Annotated in this window: 14 protein-coding genes and 1 tRNA gene; 3 read left to right on the top strand and 12 right to left on the bottom strand. The window is 67.7% G+C overall.

Annotation, left to right across the window (positions count from 1 at the left end):
• Together purL and AB3X43_RS15830 are read right to left on the bottom strand one after the other, a co-directional pair.
• The coding region (purL, locus tag AB3X43_RS15835; RefSeq protein ID WP_369430828.1) for a phosphoribosylformylglycinamidine synthase at positions 1-2,560 on the bottom strand (2,560 nt) is incomplete at its 3' end.
• A gap of 57 nt (positions 2,561-2,617) precedes the next feature.
• Positions 2,618-3,748, bottom strand: a complete 1,131-nt coding sequence (locus AB3X43_RS15830) for an NAD(P)/FAD-dependent oxidoreductase (protein WP_369430827.1) — start codon at positions 3,746-3,748, stop codon at positions 2,618-2,620.
• Between the two features lie 40 nt (positions 3,749-3,788).
• Here AB3X43_RS15830 and map point away from each other — a divergent pair, with 40 nt between their 5' ends.
• Both map and AB3X43_RS15820 read left to right on the top strand, forming a co-directional pair.
• Positions 3,789-4,601: a type I methionyl aminopeptidase gene (gene map / locus AB3X43_RS15825; protein WP_369430826.1), complete on the top strand. Its 813-nt coding sequence runs from the start codon at positions 3,789-3,791 to the stop codon at positions 4,599-4,601.
• 41 nt (positions 4,602-4,642) lie between these two features.
• Positions 4,643-7,279, top strand: a complete 2,637-nt coding sequence (locus AB3X43_RS15820) for a [protein-PII] uridylyltransferase (RefSeq protein ID WP_369430825.1) — start codon at positions 4,643-4,645, stop codon at positions 7,277-7,279.
• A gap of 127 nt (positions 7,280-7,406) precedes the next feature.
• On the opposite strand, the gene AB3X43_RS15815 is transcribed toward AB3X43_RS15820, so the two are convergent.
• The 8 genes from AB3X43_RS15815 to surE all read right to left on the bottom strand — a co-directional run bounded on the left by AB3X43_RS15815 (position 7,407) and on the right by surE (position 16,461).
• Positions 7,407-8,411, bottom strand: coding sequence for an SHOCT domain-containing protein (locus tag AB3X43_RS15815; protein WP_369430824.1), 1,005 nt, complete (start codon positions 8,409-8,411; stop codon positions 7,407-7,409).
• Positions 8,412-8,569: 158 nt separating this feature from the next.
• The gene (locus AB3X43_RS15810; RefSeq protein ID WP_369430823.1) at positions 8,570-9,055 is read right to left on the bottom strand and encodes a hypothetical protein; all 486 of its coding nucleotides are present in this window, start codon (positions 9,053-9,055) and stop codon (positions 8,570-8,572) included.
• 232 nt (positions 9,056-9,287) lie between these two features.
• The gene (locus tag AB3X43_RS15805; protein WP_369430822.1) at positions 9,288-9,602 is read right to left on the bottom strand and encodes a hypothetical protein; all 315 of its coding nucleotides are present in this window, start codon (positions 9,600-9,602) and stop codon (positions 9,288-9,290) included.
• Positions 9,603-9,925: 323 nt separating this feature from the next.
• Positions 9,926-12,325 (bottom strand): glycoside hydrolase family 3 N-terminal domain-containing protein, encoded by a 2,400-nt coding sequence (locus AB3X43_RS15800; RefSeq protein WP_369430821.1) that lies wholly within the window; start codon positions 12,323-12,325, stop codon positions 9,926-9,928.
• A gap of 28 nt (positions 12,326-12,353) precedes the next feature.
• Positions 12,354-13,835, bottom strand: coding sequence for a 23S rRNA (uracil(1939)-C(5))-methyltransferase RlmD (gene rlmD / locus AB3X43_RS15795; RefSeq protein WP_369430820.1), 1,482 nt, complete (start codon positions 13,833-13,835; stop codon positions 12,354-12,356).
• Positions 13,836-13,852: 17 nt separating this feature from the next.
• Positions 13,853-14,758 carry a peptidoglycan DD-metalloendopeptidase family protein gene (locus AB3X43_RS15790; RefSeq protein ID WP_369430819.1) on the bottom strand — a complete coding sequence of 302 codons (906 nt, stop codon included), beginning with the start codon at positions 14,756-14,758 and terminating at the stop codon, positions 13,853-13,855.
• Positions 14,759-14,817: 59 nt separating this feature from the next.
• Positions 14,818-15,684 carry a protein-L-isoaspartate(D-aspartate) O-methyltransferase gene (locus AB3X43_RS15785; RefSeq protein WP_369430818.1) on the bottom strand — a complete coding sequence of 289 codons (867 nt, stop codon included), beginning with the start codon at positions 15,682-15,684 and terminating at the stop codon, positions 14,818-14,820.
• A gap of 18 nt (positions 15,685-15,702) precedes the next feature.
• Entirely contained in the window at positions 15,703-16,461 is a 759-nt protein-coding gene (gene surE, locus AB3X43_RS15780) for a 5'/3'-nucleotidase SurE (protein WP_369430817.1), read from the bottom strand.
• A gap of 153 nt (positions 16,462-16,614) precedes the next feature.
• On the opposite strand from surE, the gene AB3X43_RS15775 reads away from it, so the two are divergent.
• Positions 16,615-17,292, top strand: a complete 678-nt coding sequence (locus AB3X43_RS15775; protein ID WP_369430816.1) for a response regulator — start codon at positions 16,615-16,617, stop codon at positions 17,290-17,292.
• A 69-nt stretch (positions 17,293-17,361) separates the two neighbouring features.
• Here the strand turns inward: AB3X43_RS15775 and AB3X43_RS15770 are convergent.
• Positions 17,362-17,437: transfer RNA gene (locus AB3X43_RS15770), tRNA-His, on the bottom strand.
• 78 nt (positions 17,438-17,515) lie between these two features.
• Positions 17,516-19,008, bottom strand: a 1,493-nt coding sequence (locus AB3X43_RS15765; protein WP_369430815.1) for a peptidylprolyl isomerase, incomplete at its 5' end; no start/stop codon positions are given.

Genomic DNA, 19,008 nt, shown 5'->3' with positions numbered 1-19,008 from the left:
GGCCGTTGCCGAGGTCGATCAGGATCAGCGAGGTGTCGAGTCCGGCGGGCGTGTCGGTCTTGAGCTGCGGCGTCAGCGTGCCGCGCACGTCGTCCAGCGTGACAAACGCCGTGACGATCAGCGACACGGGGGCCACGACCTGCTTCGACTGGCCGTCGTCGCTCCACTTGGTGCGCATCGACAGCGAATCCTTGCCGACCGGGATGCCCACGCCGAGCGCGGGGCACAGCTCCATCCCGACCGCCTTGACCGTCTCGTACAGCGCGGCGTCCTCGCCCGGCTCGCCGCAGGCGGCCATCCAGTTGGCCGACAGCTTGACGCGCGACAGCTCGAACGGCGCCGCCAGCAGGTTGGTGATGGCCTCGGCCACCGCCATGCGGCCCGACGCGGGCGCATCCAGCGACGCCAGCGGCGTGCGCTCGCCCATCGCCATCGCCTCGCCGCGGAAGCCGCTGTAGTCGGCCAGCGTCACCGCGCAGTCGGCCACCGGCACCTGCCACGGTCCCACCATCTGGTCGCGGTGGCTCATGCCGCCCACGGTGCGGTCGCCGATGGTGATCAGGAAGCGCTTGGAGGCCACCGTCGGGTGGCGCAGCACGCTGAACGCCACCTCGTCGAGCTGCACGCCGGTCAGGTTCAGCGGTGCCTCGGTCCGCTCGACGCGCGTGACATCGCGGTGGACCTTCGGCGGCTTGCCGAGCAGCACGTCCATCGGCATGTCGATCGGACGCTCGCCGCCGGGGCCTTCTTCCAGCACCAGTTCGCGGTCATCGGTGGCAATGCCGACCACCGCGTACGGCGCGCGTTCGCGGCGGCACATCTCGTCGAACAGCGGCAGCGCCTCCGGCGTCACCGCCATGACGTAGCGCTCCTGGCTCTCGTTGCACCAGATTTCCTTCGGCGCGAGGCCGGTCTCTTCCAGCGGCACCTTGCGGATGTCGAAGGTCGCGCCCTTGCCCGCGCCGTCCACCAGCTCCGGGAAGGCGTTGCTGATGCCGCCCGCCCCCACGTCGTGGATCGCCACGATCGGGTTGCTGGCGCCGAGAGCGAAGCAGTGGTTGATGACCTCCTGCGCACGGCGCTGGATCTCGGGATTGCCGCGCTGGACCGAATCGAAGTCGAGCGACGCGGTGTTGGTGCCCGCCGCCATGGAACTCGCCGCGCCGCCGCCCATGCCGATGCGCATCCCCGGCCCGCCGAGCTGGATCAGCAGCGTGCCGGCGCCGAAGGGCAGCTTGTGCGTCTGGCTGTCGGTGATCGTGCCCAGGCCGCCGGCGATCATGATCGGCTTGTGGTAGCCGCGCTTCACGCCGGCCACGTCCTGCTCGAACACGCGGAAGTAGCCCGCCAGATTCGGCCGGCCGAACTCGTTGTTGAACGCGGCGCCGCCCAGCGGGCCGTCGGTCATGATCTGCAGCGGGCTGGCGATGTGGGCCGGCTTACCGATGGGATCGTTTTCCCACGGCTCATTGGTGCCGGGCAGGTTCAGGTTCGACACGCTGAAGCCGGTCAGGCCCGCCTTCGGTTTCGAGCCACGGCCGGTCGCGCCTTCGTCGCGGATCTCGCCGCCTGCGCCGGTCGCCGCACCAGGGAACGGGGAAATCGCCGTCGGGTGGTTGTGCGTCTCGACCTTCATCAGCACATGCACCAGCTCCTCGCGGGCGCCGTACTGCGGCGCGTTGGTGTAGCCCTGCGGCGTCCAGCGCTCGACGACACCGCCCTGCATCACCGAGGCGTTGTCGCTGTAGGCGACCACGGTGGACTGCGGCGACACCTTCTCGGTGTGGCGGATCATGCCGAACATGCTCATCGGCTGGCGCTCGCCGTCGATGGTGAAGTCGGCGTTGAAGATCTTGTGGCGGCAGTGCTCGGAATTGGCCTGCGCGAACATCATCAGCTCGACATCGCTCGGGTTGCGGCCCAGGCCGGTGAAGGCGTTCACCAGGTAGTCGATCTCGTCCTCGGACAGCGCCAGCCCGAACTCCGTGTTGGCCACGACCAGCGCCGCGCGGCCCTGTCCCAGCACGTCGACATGCGCCAGCGGCTCGGCCGGCTGCGCGTCGAACAAGTGGCGGGCGGCGTCACGCTCGAAGGCGGCCGACTCGGTCATGCGGTCGTGCAGCACCAGCGCGCAGGCCTGCAGTTCCTCCGGCGCCAGCGGCCTGGCGCCACCCTTGAAGGTGTCCAGCAGACCGGACTTCAGCACCAGCCGGTACTCGGTGACGCGCTCGACGCGGTGCAGCGTGGCGCCGCAGTTGTGCGCGATGTCGGTGGCCTTCGAGGCCCACGGCGACAGCGTGCCCAGCCGCGGCATCACCACGATCAGTTCGCCCTCAGGCTTGGCGGTGTACGCGTCCCCATAGGTCAGCAGCGCCGACAGCTTGTCGAGGTCGGCCCGCTCCAGCGCGGCGTCGCTCCAGACCCAGTGCACATGCCGCGCCGACACATCGACGATGCGGGCACTGACGGCCTGCAGGCGGGGCAGCAGCGCCTGGGCGCGGAAGGCAGAGAGGGCGTTGCCGCCCTCGAAATGCTGGAGGTGCTTGGAGGAAGAAGACACGCGGTGAGTCCCGAAGGGCTGGAAAGCGTGCGATTTTAGGCGAGCTTGGCGTGGAGGTCAGGACAGCGCCCGCACCACTTCGTCGGCGATCGCCAGACAAGAGGTCAAACCCGGTGATTCGATGCCCAGAAGCTGCACCAGCCCCGGCACACCATGCATGGCCGGCCCGTCGATGCGGAAGTCGGCCGCAGGCACGTCCGGGCCACCGAGCTTGGGCCGCACGCCCGAATAGCTGGGCTGCAGCACGCCGTCCGGCAAGCCCGGCCAGTAGCGGCGGATCGCCTCGGCCATGCCCTGCACGCGCTCGGGCGCCACGGCGTAGTCGATCTGCGCGGCGTCGGCGATGTCAAGCCACTCCACGTCGGGGCCGAAGCGCATCTGGCCGCCCAGGTCGAGCGTGACGTGGACGCCCAGCCCGGCCGCCTCGGGGATCGGGTAGACCAGCCGCGAGAACGCCGGCCGGCCGCTGCAGGCGAAGTAGTTGCCCTTGCAGAAATGGGCCGGCGGCTGCTGCGCGGCGGCCTCGGGCGTCGCCGGCCAGCCGCGCAGGCTGCGGGCGATGGCCGGCGCGCTCAGGCCTGCGGCATTGACGACCTCGCGGGCGAGGATCTGCATCGGCTGCGCGCCGCCCACCTCCAGCACGATGCCGTCGGCCGTGATCTCGCCGCCGGTCACCGGCGACCACAGCGCCAGCGACGCCCCCGCCGCTTCGGCATCACCCAGGAGCGCCAGCATCAGGCCGTGGCTGTCGATGATGCCGGTCGACGGCGACCACAGCGCCGCCGTGCAGGACAGCGCCGGCTCCATCGCGCGGGCCCCGTCGCCGGTCAGGCGCTGCAGGTCGTGGACGCCGTTGGCGCGGGCCTGGACGTGCAGCGCATCGAGCTTGCCGAGCTGCGCGTCGCTGGTGGCGACGACGAGCTTGCCGCAGCGGCGGTGTTCGATCCCGCGCTCGGCGCAGTAGGCATAGAGCTGCGCCTGGCCCTGCACGCAGAGCCGGGCCTTGCGTGAACCGGCTAGGTAGTAGATCCCCGCGTGGAGGACTTCGCTGTTGCGCGCGCTGGTGACCGTGCCGAAGGCGTCGGCCGCTTCGAGCAGGATGACGTCGCGGCCGGTCTGCGCCAGGGCCCGGGCGGCGGCCAGGCCGACCACGCCGGCGCCGATGACGAGGGTGTCTATCTTGTCCATGCACAAGCTTAGCCCACCCCCGGTGCGATAATCCCCGCCCATGTCGATCACGATCAAAACCGCCGCGGACATCGCCGCCATGCGCGTCGCCTGCCGACTCGCCTCCGAAGTCCTGGACATCCTCACGCCCCACGTCAAGGCGGGTGTGACCACCAACGAGCTGGACCGCATCGCCCACGACCACATCGTGCACGTGCAGCAGGCCATTCCCGCGCCGCTGAACTACCAGCCGCCCGGCTACACGCCCTACCCGAAGTCGATCTGCACCTCGGTCAACCACGTGATCTGCCACGGCATCCCGAGCGAGAAGGCGCTGAAGAACGGCGACATCATCAACGTCGACATCACCGTCATCAAGGACGGCTGGCACGGCGACACCAGCCGCATGTTCATCGTCGGCGAAGGCTCGATCGCGGCCAAGCGGCTGTGCGCGGTGACGTACGACGCGATGTGGCACGGCATCCTGAAGGTCAAGCCGGGTGCGCGCCTGGGCGACATCGGCCACGCGATCCAGACCTTCGTCGAGCGGCAGGGCCTGTCGGTGGTGCGCGAGTTCTGCGGCCACGGCATCGGCCAGAAGTTCCACGAAGAGCCGCAGATCCTGCACTACGGCCGCCCCGGCACGCTCGACGTGCTGGTGCCCGGCATGGTCTTCACCATCGAGCCGATGGTCAACGCCGGCCGGCGCGAGCTGAAGGAAGCCGGCGACGGCTGGACCATCGTCACCAAGGACCGCTCGCTGTCGGCGCAGTGGGAACACACCCTGGTGGTCACCGAGACCGGCTTCGAGGTCATGACGCTGTCGGCCGGCAGCCCGCCGCTGCCCGCGTTCGTCACGACCACGTCCTGCTGACCCCCGCGCCTCCCCGCTCCCCACTGCCGAGATCGATGCCGATGTCTGAACCCACCGGCGCCGACGCCGACCGCCGCCAGGCCCTGTCGGCTGCCCTGCCCCTGCCCGAACTGCGCCGCCTGCTGCGCGAAGGCAAGCAGGCCCTGATCACCCAGTTCCGCGAAGGCAAGGCCACCGTTCCGAACGCGGACCGCCTCGTGCGGCAGCTCACCCACCACGTCGATGGCGTGCTGGGCCAGCTCTGGCAGCAGTCGGAGCTGCCACGCGGCGCGACGCTGGTGGCCGTGGGCGGCTACGGACGCGGCGAGCTGTTCCCCTGCTCGGATGTCGACGTGCTGCTGCTGCTGCCGGAGGACATGGCACAACCGCACGAGCAGGACGCCACCGACCCGCGCCGCGCCGGTATCGAAGCCTTCATCACCGCCTGCTGGGACATCGGCCTGGAGATCGGCTCCAGCGTGCGCACGGTCGAGGAGTGCGTCTTCGAGGCCCAGGCCGACGTGACCATCCAGACCGCGATGATCGAGGCGCGTTTCCTGTGCGGTGCGAAGAAGCTGTTCGAGCACTTCCGCCGCGCGACGCAGGAGGTGCTCGACCCGGCCGCCTTCCTGCGCGCCAAGTCGCTGGAGATGCAGCAGCGCCACGTCAAGTACGAGAACACGCCCTTCTCGCTGGAGCCCAACTGCAAGGAAAGCCCCGGCGGCCTGCGCGACCTGCAGGTGGTGCGCTGGATCGCGCTGGGCGCCGGCCTGGGCCGCTCCTGGCGCGAGCTGGCGACCAAGGGCCTGATCACCCGCTTCGAGGCCACGCAGCTGCAGCGCAACGAAGGCCTGCTCAAGCTGATCCGCGCCCGGCTGCACACCATCGCCGGCCGGCGCGAGGACCGCCTCGTGTTCGACCTGCAGACGGCGGTGGCCGAGAGCTTCGGCTATGTCTCGACCCCCGAGCGCCGCGCCAGCGAGGCGCTGATGCGCCGCTACTACTGGGCGGCCAAGGCCGTGGTGCAGCTCAACCAGATCCTGATGCTGGGCATCGAGGAGCACGTCTCCGGTTCGGGTGACGCGCCGATGCGGCCGATCGACGGCCGCTTCTTCGACCGCGCCGGCATGCTCGAAGTCGCCAGCGACGACCTCTACCAGCGCGACCCGCACGCCATCCTGCAGACCTTCCTCGTCTACCAGCAGACGGTCGGCATCAAGGGACTGTCGGCCCGCACGCTGCGCGCGCTCTACAACGCCCGCGGGCTGATGGACGGCGCCTTCCGCAACGACCCGGAGAACCACCGCACCTTCATGGCGATCATGTGCGGATCGCAGGGCCACACGCACGCGTTCCGGCTGATGAACGACACCTCCGTGCTCGGACGCTACCTGTGGGTGTTCCGGCGCATCGTCGGGCAGATGCAGCACGACCTGTTCCACGTCTACACGGTCGACCAGCACATCATGATGGTGCTGCGCAACGTGCGGCGCTTCTTCATCGTCGAGCACACGCACGAGTACCCCTTCTGCTCGCAGCTGGCGGCGCACTGGGACAAGCCGTGGGTGCTGTACGTCGCCGCGCTGTTCCATGACGTGGCCAAGGGCCGCGGCGGGGACCACTCGGACCTGGGCGCGGTCGAGGTGCGGCGCTTCTGCCGCGACCACGGCATCGACAAGGAGGATGCGCGGCTGATCGAGTTCATCGTCAAGGAACACCTGACGATGTCCCGCGTCGCGCAGAAGGAAGACCTGTCCGACCCGGACGTGATCGACGCCTTCGCCGCCACCGTGAAGGACCCGCGCCGCCTGACCGCGCTCTACCTGCTGACGGTGGCCGACATCCGCGGCACCAGCCCGAAGGTGTGGAACGCCTGGAAGGGCAAGCTGCTCGAAGACCTGTACCGCGCGACGCTGCGGGCGCTCGGCGGCGCCAAGCCGCAGCTGGATGCCGAGATCGAGCTGCGCAAGCAGGAGGCGCGGCAGATGCTGGCCCTGCACTCGATGCTGCCCGGTGCGGAAGAGACACTGTGGAAGACGCTGGACCTGAACTACTTCGCCCGCCACGACAGCGGCGAGATCGCCTGGCACGCCCGCGCGCTCAACCGCAAGGTCGAATTGCAGACGCCGCTGGTGAATGCCCGGCTGTCGCCGCTGGGCGAGGGGCTGCAGGTGCTGGTGTACGCGCCGGACCGGCCGGACCTGTTCGCGCGCATCTGCGGCTATTTCGATTCGGCGCAGTTCAGCATCCTGGACGCGCGGGTCCACACGACGCGCGCCGGTTATGCGCTGGACACCTTCCAGGTCATCACACCCTTCTTCGACCAGGCCTACCGCGATCTGATCGCGCTGGTCGAGAACCAGCTGGGGCTGGCGCTGCAGGCCGAAGGGCCGCTGCCGCAGCCGAGCCGCGGGCGGCTGTCACGGCGGGTCAAGTCCTTCCCGGTGACGCCGCGGGTGCAGTTGCGGCCGGACGAGCGGGCGCAGCGCTGGGTGCTGTCGGTGTCGGCCAGCGACCGCTCCGGGCTGCTCTACAGCGTGGCCCGCGTGCTGGCCAAGCACCACGTCAACCTCCAGCTCGCCAAGATCAGCACGCTGGGCGAGCGGGTCGAGGACACGTTCCTGGTCGATGGGGCGGCGTTGCAGCACAACCGGAGTCAGATCGAGTTCGAGACGGAGTTGCTGGACGCGTTGAGCTGAACTGAACGGGCACCGTGGGGGTCCGATCGGCTTGGAGCGGGTGCCGGTCGAACCGCTTGCCAAGGTCGCCTGAAAAACTCATGGGAAATCAATCACTTGGAAAGATTTTCTTGAAAGAGCGCACCCGCTACAGCGCCTTGAGGAGTTCCTTCTTCTTTGCTTCGTACTCGGGCTGCGTAATGACGCCCTCTTTGAATAGCTTGTCCAGTTCACGAAGCTTGTCGGCCACTGAACCAGACCCTGACTGCGTTGGCGTGGCGGTCGATCCGGTCAATGTAGAGGCAGGCAAGGGCGTCTGCTGGAGCTGAGATGCGGTCGCAGTCGGTAGGGCAACCGGTGTGCTGGCGGGAAGCGATGGAACTGCTGCTTGCTCGGTCTCCGTCGAATTCACGCCGCTAATCCGAAATGCAAGTGAGCGCAGAAGGTCTTTGTTCTTGTCGTAGTCGTCAGTCGGCGTCCAAGCGTTGACCACGACCAGTTCTTGCGCGCCTTCAAGCACGGTAACTACATAAGTGAACTTGGGATGAAACAACGCCTTCGATTTTCCTGCCACTTCGAAGCGATATGCTTTCATTCCATTCACGGACAACTGTTCTTCATTCAGTGTCTTACCTTCTTCAAGCGTGGTGATCATTCTGGTAGCGATAGCCTGTGCGATTGCCGGCGAGTCGGTAGAAGCATCGCGGCCTCTCGACGAAACGAAGACTCCTGACTTCAGTGACGAGTTCTCCGCTTTCAGCAAGTTGCCCTGGAACCTCTGCATGTCAGTCAACGGCTTCTGTTCAAAGCCATTCGGGATATCAATCCCTGCTTTCGAGGAAAACTGGTAGTTGAAAACTAGCAGCGCTCGAATCGGCAGATTTGGGTCTTGGCATCGAGAGGACGTGCCAGAGAGCGACTTGATCGTTGCGGTGTTGCCACTTGGCGACTTAAGGACATCGCCAACCTTTGCTGCTGCTGTCACACAGTTCTCGCCCTCAGCCCCAGTAATGGCATCTCCGATCTTGCTCGTAACGCTACCCGGTAGAAAGAAGAAGAACCAAGCGTTCGCCTGGGTTGTGACGCATAGGAGAGCCACGGAGAAGACAATCTGTGCCGCTTTCATACTGACCCCGAATTTGAGTTTGTACATATTATCTGCTGCTGGCTCACCACCTAACGCGTGACGGAGCCGACTTTTGCGCTCTATCGCCCAGGTTAACCGGTAAAAATGCGGAGCTTTTTTTTCGCGTTGAACCTACAGTTAGGCTGGTGCCAGATGGGCAATTGCGCGCGCGTTTGCTTGCTGCTTCATTCTTCAATGGACTCACCTTGTGCCAAACGAGAAAAATCTTTAACCACGTACTTGAGGTAACGCTCTTTGATGTACTCGATTTTCTTGCCAGTTGCCTTGTCTGTCTTGGTTCCATTAAACCAAATGCCACGAAGCCCGACATTCTTGCCGGTCTTGTTTTGAACGGACTCGGCAAGAAACTCTTTTGACGAAAGCAAGAATATGCAGTCGAGGCGCTCGGAGTAGAAAACAAACCAGTAGTCCTCTCGGTGCTCATGCGTGATTGCAGCGTAAAGAGACGCATCGCCCATCGTGACAGTTGAAGAGCGCGCCTTGATCTGTACCAATGCAATGGAGCCGTCCTTCCTTCGGACAATGGCGTCAACTGCGTGATCATCAACTAGAGGTACATAGACATCCATGCCCTCCTTGAGCATAAGACCGATGATCCAGTACTCAATCCGCTTCCCGAATCCAGCAGAGTGACGAAACGTCTTTGTCATGAGCAGCCTAACGTTCGAGTTGAGGCGGGACCGACGGTAAGACGCCAAGCCCGGGCCACGGAAAATGTACACCGTACCCGTGGCCCGGGCTTGGTGGCTTGCCGTTGGGCCTCGCCTCGAACGAGGGGTTAGGCCTCACTCAACGGAGCGTGACGAAGGTGGCCCGCAGGCGGAAAGTTGACCAACGGTCCCGTTGCGAGTGTCGCGTGCGGCCATAACCTGCACCTCCCATTCAGTCCCCGGTGAACTTGATGTAGGTGTGAGTCTGCTCGACGGCTCGCTCGACGAGGCGCACGACCTTCTCAAGGTGGGCCTTGACTTCGGGCTCGTTCCACTCGCGCAACTCGTTGCGCAGTTCATCCAAGAGTCTTGGGACCTGGGCTTGGTTGAAGGTTGCGTCGCCCCATGGATCGATGAACTGAAGGCACTTTGTGTCGACCAGTTTGTGCCAACGGCTCGTGGCCAGACCTGTCAGGCACTGGCGAGGATCGAAGACTTCTTGCTTCGGTTCGCCAGACTCAGTGATCCAAGATGCGTCGATGCCCATAGGTGGTAGCTTGTGAGGCCTAACGTAATTTAGACCTCACGGCCCTGCTGTCTAACTTGCCCACTGACGTCTAACTCAGCGCGAAGACCGCGCCCAAGTCGTTGTTGGCATTGGTGTTTTTCTCTACCTTGCATGGTTTCTCCCCCATCAAACTCGACGCAAACCCTGCACGGCAGGGTTGCCTGTGCACGCCGTCCTGGCCGCGGCAATCAGCATACCGGCTGGGCATTTTTCGTCCATGGGGAGTGCGGCGGAGCGCGTGGATACCCGCGTGCACGGTCATGACGAAGCAGGGTCGGCGTGAAAAAGTCACACCCAACCACTCAGAGCCGGTGCGTCTCGCAGCGACTTTCCATTCGCCACTGCACCGGCAACACGCGGGTGCTGGCGCCGACCACCTCGACCTGCGCCGTCAGCGGCGTGCAGGCGCTGGACGGGCCGACCATCAGGTCGAACCACCCTGGCTCCACCACCCGGCGCCCGCTGTGGTCGGTCAGCTGGAGCATGTCCACCGGCACGCTGAAACGCACCCGCGCCGCCGCCCCCGGCGCCAGCACGAGCCGCTGGAAGGCCTTCAGCTCGCGCACCGGCCGCACCACGCTGGCGTGGCGGTCGCGCACGTACAGCTGCGCCACCTCGACGCCGCTGCGCCCGCCGGTGTTGCGCACCGTGAAGGCCAGCGCGATGTCCTCGCTGCCGTCAATCGGCACACGCGCCTGCACCAGCGCCAGGTCGCTGTACGCGAAGGTCGTGTAGCCCAGCCCGTGTCCGAACGGATAGCGGCTGCCGAAATGCAGCGCGATCGGCGTGCCGGCGCTCTTGAGCTTGTGGTTGTAGAAGTACGGCAGCGCACCCGCGCTGCGCGGCACCGACACCGTCAGCCGCCCGGACGGCTCCACCGCACCGCGGAGCACCTCGGCGATCGCCGTGCCGCCCTCCTGCCCGCCCGCGAAGGCCCAGACGAAGGCGGCGACGCGGTCCTCCAGCCCGCCGAGGTGGTACGGCCGCCCACCCGTGAGCACCACCACCACCGGCCGCCCCGTGTCCACCACCGCCTGCAGCAGCGCCTGCTGCACCCCGGGCAGGCCCAGCGAGTCGGTGTCCGAGCCCTCCCCCACCGTGCCGGTCTGGAACAGCCCGGACAGGTCGCCGACGAAGACCAGCGCCACGTCCGCCGCCTGCGCACACGCGACCGCCGCTGCGATCCCGTCCGTGCGCGTCGAGACGGGCGAGAAACGCTCGGCCAGCGCGCCCGCCTGGTCCACATCGCCAGGGAAGACGGGGGCGCCGCTGCGCCGCTCCTCCAGGAGGTGGCAGCCCGGCGCGTGGGCCACGCGGTCGGCGCCGTACACCTGCCGCAGCGCCTGCAAGGGGGTGACGATGTGGGCGGTGCCCTCGTGCTGGTCCTGCAGGATCAGGTGGGCGGGGAAGCTGTAACCGCTGAGCAGCGCCATCGGGTCGTCCGCCGTCGGGCCGACCACCGCCAGCCGCGGCCCCGGCTGCAGCGGCAGCACGCCCCGGTTGTCCAGCACGACCACCGACTGCCGCGCCACCTCCAGCGCCACCGCGCGCGCCGCCGGCTGGCGCAGCGCCACCGGCCCGCTGTCCGCGAAATCGCGCTCGAACAGCCCGAGGCGGAACTTGGTCTCCAGCACCCGGGCGACGATCTCGTCGACCTTGGCCATCGACAGCAGCCCCCGCGCCAGCGCCTCGCCGAGGTGCTGCGCGCAGTCGTCGCCCGGCAGCTCGATGTCCAGCCCGGCGTTGAAGGCCAGCGCCGCCGCCTCGGCCGCGTCCCGCGCCACGCCGTGGTGCTGGTAGAGCAGGCTGATGCCCACGTAGTCGGCCACCACCAGCCCGTCGAAGCCCCAGCGCTGGCGCAGCACCTCGGTCAGCAGGTGGTGCGAGGTGTGCACCGGCTCGCCGTCGATGTCGTGGTAGGCCGGCATGACCGCGCCGGCCTGCGCCTGCCGGATGACCATCTCGAAGGGCAGCAGGAAGGTGTCGTTCAGCTCGCGCCAGCCGAGGTTGACCGGCGCGTGGTTGCGGGCGCCCTCGCTGAACGAGTGGCCGACGAAGTGCTTGAGCGTGGCCAGCACGTCGCGCTGCGGCCCCTGCAGGCCCCGCACATAGCGCGTCGCCAGCACGCCGACGAGGTAAGGGTCTTCGCCGAAGGTCTCCTCCGTGCGGCCCCAGCGCACGTCGCGCGACACGTCCAGCACCGGCGCCAGCCCCTGCTGGCAGCCGACGGCGCGGCACTCCAGCCCGATCTGCGCGCCCGCCTGCTCGACCAGCGCCGGGTTCCACGTCGCGCTCATCGCCAGCGGCGACGGGAACAGCGTGCCGTCGCGCGTCATCAGCCCCATCAGGCACTCCTCGTGCGCGATCGCCGGGATGCCGAGCCGTGTCTCGAAGCGCAGGAAGCGCTGCAGCCGGTTCAGCGCCCGCAGCCCCGCCGAGGCGTCCACGCCGTGGGTGCCCAGCGGGCGGGTGATCTGGCCCAGGCCGTGCTGCAGCCGCCGCCGCACTTCGGCCGGATCGCTGCGCCCGATGAAGGCTTCGCCGGGGCGGACCGCGTGTTCGCCGTCTTCGGACAGCACGAGCCAGAAGGCGTGGAGCTGGGCGATCTTCTCGTCCAGCGTCATGCGCGCCAGCAGGTCGGAGACCCGCTCGGCGACGGGCAGGGAGGGATCGCGGTAACGCGGAGCGAGGTCGTCGGCCATGGTGGGCGGCTCCTCGTTCCGCCGGTGCTTACGCCGTGCTCACCACGGCTTCCGGCGTTGTATCAGCTCCGGCGTCGCTGCCGGCTTCGGGCAAGCCCTCGCCCTCTGCCGGGGCCTCGACGACCGGCGCCACCGGCAGCGTCCATCCGTCCACGCGCTCGAACACGGCGATCGACTCGACGTGCGCGGTGTGCGGGAACATGTTGACCACACCGGCTGCCACACAGCGGTAGCCGGCCTGGTGCACCAGCAGGCCCGCATCCCGCGCCAGCGTGGCGGGGCTGCAGCTCACGTAGACGATGCGCTGCGGCGGCTCGTACCCGTCGATCGGGTTCTGGCGCACCTCGGCCAGCGCCTTGACCAGCGCGAAGGCGCCCTCGCGCGGCGGATCGACCAGCCAGCGCGTGGCCGATCCATATGCCGCCAGATCGGCCGCGCCCATCTCGAACAGGTTGCGCGCCTCGAAGCGCGTCTTGGCAGACAGGCTGTTGAGCGCGGCGTTCTCGCGCGAGCGCTGCACCAGCGTCTCGCTGCCCTCGATGCCGAGCACCTCGCGCGCCTGCGTGGCGATCGGCAGCGTGAAGTTGCCCAGGCCGCAGAACCAGTCGATCACGCGCTCGTCCGCCTGTGCTTCCAGCAGCTTCAGCGCCCGCGCGACCAGCACGCGGTTGATCTGGTGGTTGACCTGCGTGAAGTCGGTCGGCTTGAAGGGCATCGTCACGCCGAACTCGGGCAGCGTGTAGGCCAGCACCGGGCCGCCCGCGTCGAGCAGGTGCACCGTGTCCGGCCCCTTCGGCTGCAGCCACCACTGCACCGCGTGCTCGGCGGCGAAGTCGCGCAGCTTCTGCACGTCGCCCGCGCTCAGCGGATCCATGTGGCGCACCACCAGTGCATTGACCAGCCCGTCCGGCGATTCGCCCAGCGCCAGTTCGAGCTGCGGCAGCCGCTCGCGGGCATCCATCGACATGACCAGCGCCCGCAGCGGCACCAGCATCGCGCTGATGTGCGGCGGCAGCACGGGGCAGGTCGTCATGTCGGCCACGTAGCGGGACTTGCGCTCGTGGAAGCCGATCAGCACGACGCCCTTCTTGATCACGTGCCGCACCGACAGCCGCGCCCGGTAGCGGTAGCCCCAGGTCGGCCCTTCGATCGGGCGCATCACGCGCTCGGGGCGGACCTTGGCGAGGTGCCAGAGGTTGTCTTCCAGCGTGCGCTGCTTGACGGCGACCTGCGCGGACGGGTGGAAATGCTGCATCTTGCAGCCCCCGCAGGCGCCGGCGTGCAGGCCGAAGTGGGGGCAGCCCGGCGTGACCCGCTGCGCACTCTCGCGGCGGATCTCGACCAGCGCGGCCTGTTCCCAGTTGTTCTTGCGGCGGCCGGTCTGGACCCGCACCTTCTCGCCGGGCAGCGCGCCGTCGATGAAGACGACCTTGCCTTCGGCATTGCGGGCCACGCCCTGGGCATCGAGGTCGAGCGCGTCGACCGTCAGCCATTCATTGAGTTCGGTCATGAAGTCTCGGGGTCGTCTCAGCGGGCCGGCAGCACCTTGGTCGGGTCGATCGGCTTGCCGCGGCGGCGCACCTCGAAATGCAGCTTCACGCGGTCGGTGTCGCTCGATCCCATCTCGGCGATCTTCTGGCCACGGCGCACGACCTGGTCCTCGCGCACCAGCAGGGTCTGGTTGTGGGCGTAGGCGGTCAGCAGCGTCTCGTTGTGCTTGATGATGACCAGATTGCCGTAGCCGCGCAGCCCGGAGCCGGCGTAGACCACCCGCCCGTCGGCCGCGGCATAGACCGGGTCGCCCAGCTTGCCGCCGATGGCCACGCCCTTGCTGCGCGTGTCCTCGAACGAGGCCACGACCGCGCCTTGCGCCGGCCACATCCAGTTGACGTTGTCGTCGCCCTCGCGGACGGGTGCGGCGGTGGTTGCCGGCGCCGGCGTGGCCGCCGACACGGCCGCAGGGGCCGGCGCAGCACCAGCCGCCGAAGCCGCGCTCGCTGCCGCAGCGGCCGGCACAGGCGCGGGCTTGGCGTCGATCGGGCGCGGCTCGATGCGCGACGTGACCACCGGGCGGGTCGCGACCTGCGTCGGATCCTGGCCCGGCGGCACCACGCGCAGCACCTGGCCGACTTCGATCAGGTCCGGGTTGTCGAGCTGGTTCCAGCGCTGGATGTCGCGCCAGTTCTGGCCGGATTCCAGGCCGACGCGGATCAGCGTGTCGCCGGGCTTGACGGTGTAGTAGCCGGGCTTGCCGGCGTTCTCGGCGCCGGGCAGCACGCGCTCGGTTTCTGCGGCCACCGGGCGGCTGCTGCCTGCGCGGTTGTCCACCGGCGCCGGAGGACGCAGATGGGATGCACAGCCGACCAGCGCGAGCGCCAGCACGGAACCGAGTAGCAGCCTGAGGCCGGATGCCTTGATGGGAGGAGTCGTCATGGAGTGTCGTGGAGGGCCCGCAGCCTCAAAGGGTGTCGGACGGGGCGGTGAGCGTCACCTCAGGAGTGTCCGAAATCGCTAGTACCGGATTCTAAAGGGACGAACCGCACCGCTTCGTGGATGCGTTGCACGATGCTGCCGTCGCCGAGCTTGTCGACCACCATCAGCACCTGGGATCGGAGCGCCGGGTCATGCACCGGTGCGACCAGACGTCCGCCGCGTGCCAGCTGGTCCAGCCAGGCTGCGGGCAGGTCGTGACCGCCTGCCGCGGCGATGATACCGTCATAGGGAGCCGCCGGGCCGTGGCCGAGCCGGCCGTCGCCGTAGACGAGTGCGAGGCCCGGCAACTGCAGCGGCGCCAGCTGGCGCAGGGCGCGGTCGTGCAGACCCCGCAGCCGCTCGATCGTCACGACACGGTCCGCCACCTGCGCCAGCACCGCGGCCTGGTAGCCGCAGCCCGTGCCGATCTCCAGCACCCGTGCCATGTCCGGGCCACCCGGCCGGTGGCGCAGCAACTCGATCATGCGGGCCACCACCGAAGGCTTGGAGATGGTCTGGCCGAGTCCGATGGGCAGGCTGGTGTCCTCGTAGGCCTGCGCCATCAGCGCACTGTCCACGAACAGGTGCCGGGGCACCGCGTTCATGGCCGCCAGCACACGCTCGTCCTGGCACCCGGCCTGGCGCAGGCGCAGCACCATGTTCTGCCGGAAGGCCTGCAGATCGCTCTGCGGAACCGGGGCCGCGCGCAGCCGGTTGGCTTCGCGCAGGGCGTCGGACAGGGGCCGCTGCGGGCGCAGCGTCTGCGCGTCGGCGGTCGTCATCGTGCGCTCGCCGGGCGCAGCGGCCGACCGCCCGATGCGGTCCAGGCTGAGCGGCCACCGCCGGGCCAGGCCCGACCGGGGTTTGCGCGTGGCCGAATCGGACATGGCGACGCGCGGCCCGCTTCAACCGCCCGCGGCCGGCGCAACCCAGCGCGCCCACTGCGGCGAGGCGGCATGGTCGGTCAGGTCGATCTGCAGCGGTGTGATCGAGATCTGGCCATTGGCCGTGGCATGGAAATCCGTGCCCGCACCGGCTTCGCGCACATTCCCCTGGGCACCGATCCAGTAGATCGGATCGCCCCGCGGACTGAACTGGCGCACGACCGGCTCGCTGGCGTGGCGCCGGCCGAGTCGGGTGACCTGCATCGGCAGCGTCGCGGCATCGACCCGGTTGGGAATGTTCACATTCAGCAGCCAGGGCGCCGAGGCCGGCGGACGCTCGATCACGTCGACCAGCAGGCGGCGCACGACCGCCACCGCAGCATCCAGGTGCGCCCAGCCATGCTCCACCAGCGAAAACGCGATGGCGGGCACGCCGAACAGATACCCTTCGGTTGCCGCGGCCACGGTGCCGGAATAGAGCGTGTCGTCGCCCAGATTCGCGCCGTTGTTGATGCCGGACACGATCAGGTCAGGCCGGTGGCCCAGCAGGCCGGTGAGGGCCACGTGGACACAGTCGGACGGCGTGCCGTTGACGACCTGCACCCCGTTGGACGCGGTCCAGACGGACAGCGGCCGGTGCAGCGACAGCGCGTTGGAGGTTCCGCTGGCGTTCTGCTCCGGGGCGACAACGTCGACCTCGGCAAATTCGCGACACACCTCCGCCAGGGCCAGCAGCCCGGGAGCGAGGTACCCATCATCATTGGCTACGAGAATGCGCATGCGGTCGATTGTAGGCAGTGCATCCTCCAGTCGCGTGTCGACCGACCACCTTCTTTCGCGGCAGGTGGCCCTGAACCCGAGGGGCAGGACCGCGCAGCGCAGCCCTGATAATCGGGCACCGAACTTTCGTGCCCCAAGTCGAGGATTCCATTCATGTCCATCCGCGTGCTGATCGTTGAAGACAACGCTGTCGCCCGCAGTTTCCTGACCCGTGTCGTACGGGAAAGCTTCAGCGACGAGATCCGCTTCAGCGAAGCCTCCGACCTGGACTCGGCACGCCGGTGGCTCGACATCGGCCCGGGAGAGCAGGCACACGCCTCGGCCGACGGTTTCCGCCTCATCCTGTGTGATCTGGAACAGCCGGACAACGCCGGGCTGGAGTTGCTGGCCCAGCTGGCGGACTACCCGGCCATCAAGATCGCCACCACGCTGCACTCCGACGACGAGCACCTGTTCCCCGCCCTGCTCTGCGGCGCGAACGGCTATCTGCTCAAGGAAGACCGCTTCGAAGTGCTGGTCGAGGAACTGCAGCGCATCGTGCGCGGCCAGCCGCCACTGTCTCCGGCCATGGCCCGGCGCATGCTCGGGCAGTTTCGGCAGCACGACAGCGACACCGAAACACTGGGCAGCAGTTCGGCCGACAGCCTGAATGTGCGGGAAAACGAAGTGCTGACCTATCTGAGCAAGGGCTACACGATCAAGGAAATCGCGCGCCTGATGGGCATCAAGTGGCAGGCCGTCAACGACCACGTGCGCATGGTCTACCGCAAGCTGGCCATGGCCAGCTCGCCGGAAGAGGGTTTGCAGGTCGGTCGCCAGACCGACGCCTGAATCGAGGGGCCAGCGAGGCCCAAGAAAAAAGCCAGACTGCTGCCAGTCTGGCTTTTGATCTGCGTTTGGTGGGGTGGCTAATGGGACTCGAACCCACGACAACCAGAATCACAATCTGGGACTCTACCAACTGAGCTATAGCCACCGCAGAGAGATGAATTATAGAACAGAAATTTCCATGAACGCCAGTGTTTCGGCGTATTTATTTTCCATCCAACTCAATTCACTTTGAAGCCGCCGCAGAGGCAGCAGGCTCCTCCGTCGATGTCACCTTGGCGCTGTCCAGGATCACGGCCTTGTAGCGCTTGCGCAGCGCGGCGTAGTAGGCTTCGCTCTCGGCCTGCGACCACAGCTGGGTGTACTGGTCCCGCGCCTTGTCGAGCGAGCCGCTGTCGGCCAGGTCCGCCGGCAGCACCTTCTCGATCACGGCCACGGCATAGCCCTCGTCACCGAGGTCCACACCGACCCAGGCTGGCAGCGCATCGGCCTTGGCCTTGAGCACGGCCTCGACCACCGCACGCGGCAGGTTCTGCGTCTTGACGCGCGACAGCGTGACCGCTGCCGGCAGCGTGCCCGCAGCGGCAGGCTGCGCTTTCCACTGTGCCAGTTTGGCTGCGCCTTCGTCATGGGCGGCCTTGGCCGCCTTGGCTTGCAGCACCCCCATCCTGACCAGCTCGCGCACTTCAGCCAGCGCCTGCTTGCGCGCCGGCAGGTGTTCCGTGATGCGCAGCGACATCAGCTGGTTCGGGCCGATCTCCACCGCCAGCGCATTGCGCTTGTTGCGCAGGTTGTCAGCGAGGAACGCCGCTTCGACCACCTTGGGATTGGCCAGTGCGCTGCCCGGCTCGACCTTGAGGGCACGCGTGAAGCGCTCGGCGCGCTGCACCGCCAGCTTGAGCTTGTCGGCCACCGGCTGCAGCGTGTCCTCCTGCTCGACGAGGTTCGAGAATTGTTCGGCCACTTCCGCATAGCGCTTCTGCGCCAGCGACTTGCGCACCTCGGCATCGATCTCGGCCTTCACCGACTCGAAGCTGCGCTTGTCACCGCCACGCAGGTCTTCGAGCTGGATGATGTGGAAGCCGAAATCGCTCTCCACCACGCCGCTGATCTCGCCCTTCTTCAGCGCGAACGCCACGTCCTCGAAGGCCTTGACCATCGCGCCACGGCCGAACCAGTCCAGATCGCCGCCCTGCTTGGCAGAGCCCGGATCTTCAGAGCTGGCACGCGCGATGTCGGCGAAGCCGGCCGGGTTCTTGCGCACGTCGGCCAGCAGGGCCTCGGCGCGGGCCTTGGCCTTGGCCTTCGCGTCGGCGGAAGCGCCGGCTTCGGCCTTGACCAGGATGTGGCGGGCGCGGCGTTCCTGCGGCTGCTCGTAGCGGGCGGCGTTTTCGGTGTAGTACTTGCGCAGGTCGTCTTCCGGCACGCTGATGCTGCGGGCCACCGTCGGCAGGTCGAGCACCAGGTACTCGAAGCTGACCGATTCCGGCGACAGCAGGCGGGCGGCGTGTGCTGGGTCGTCGTAGTAGGCCTGCAGATCGGCGTCGCTGGCCTGCACCTTGGCCAGGTAGTCCTTGGCCGCGAAGGTCTGTACGCGCACGTCGCGGCGCTGGTAGAACGCATCCACGGCCGCGCGGGCCACGGCGTTCGGCGCCAGCGCCGTGCCGCCCACACCCATCAGGACCTGGTTGAGGGCCATGTCCTGGCTCAGGCGGGCCG

Source organism: Sphaerotilus sp. (assembly GCF_041083715.1).
Taxonomy (GTDB): Bacteria; Pseudomonadota; Gammaproteobacteria; order Burkholderiales; family Burkholderiaceae_C; genus Sphaerotilus.
The sequence above is the reverse complement of the archived record's forward strand: the minus strand, read 5'-3'. Positions and strand labels throughout refer to the sequence as shown.